The 725-nt window shown below is 39.3% G+C and carries 1 protein-coding gene; it reads left to right on the top strand.

Annotated elements, in window-relative coordinates; genetic code table 11:
• The coding region (locus ACRCJ0_RS17470) for an RNB domain-containing ribonuclease (protein WP_431391424.1) at window positions 1-725 on the top strand (725 nt) is incomplete at both ends.

Here is a 725-nt window from a genome sequence, read left to right on the forward strand (position 1 = left end):
CGTTCGATGAAACAAGCGAAATATGATATTGAACCAATCGGCCATTATGGTTTGGCGGCTGAAGATTACACTCACTTCACATCACCAATCCGTCGTTACCCAGACTTGATTGTTCATCGTTTAATTCACTTCTATGAAAGTCATGCACGTCCAAATGCAGACAAACAAGAGAAGATGAAGATGAAATTATCTGATATAGCAGAACATTCTTCCAAGATGGAACGTCGTAGTGTGGATGCTGAACGTGAAACGGATAGCTTGAAGAAAACAGAATTTATGCTGGATAAAATTGGCATGGAATTTGAAGGAATCATTTCGTCGGTTACTGGTTTTGGTTTATTCGTTGAATTACCAAATACAGTTGAAGGTTTAGTCCATATTTCTATGCTAAAAGACGATTACTACAACTTTGTAGATAGCCAGTTAGTGATGATTGGGGAGCATACTGGAAAAACTTACCGTATTGGGGACAGAGTGACTGTTAAAGTTATGGATGTTAACACAGATACACGTGACATCGATTTTGTCATTGTGAAGAGTGAAGATAACGGTGAATCAACTAGTTTACAGCGTCAAGATAACCGTAAAGGTGGACGTGGCAATAATAAAGGCCGTAAAGGCAACAATAGAAGCCGTAGACGTCAACAAGATAAAGAATCAAATGGTGGCAACCGCCGAAATGACCAATCTGGTGCTAGCAAGTCTCATAAGGAGAATAAGAACAA

The organism is Aerococcus sp. L_32 (assembly GCF_050689315.1).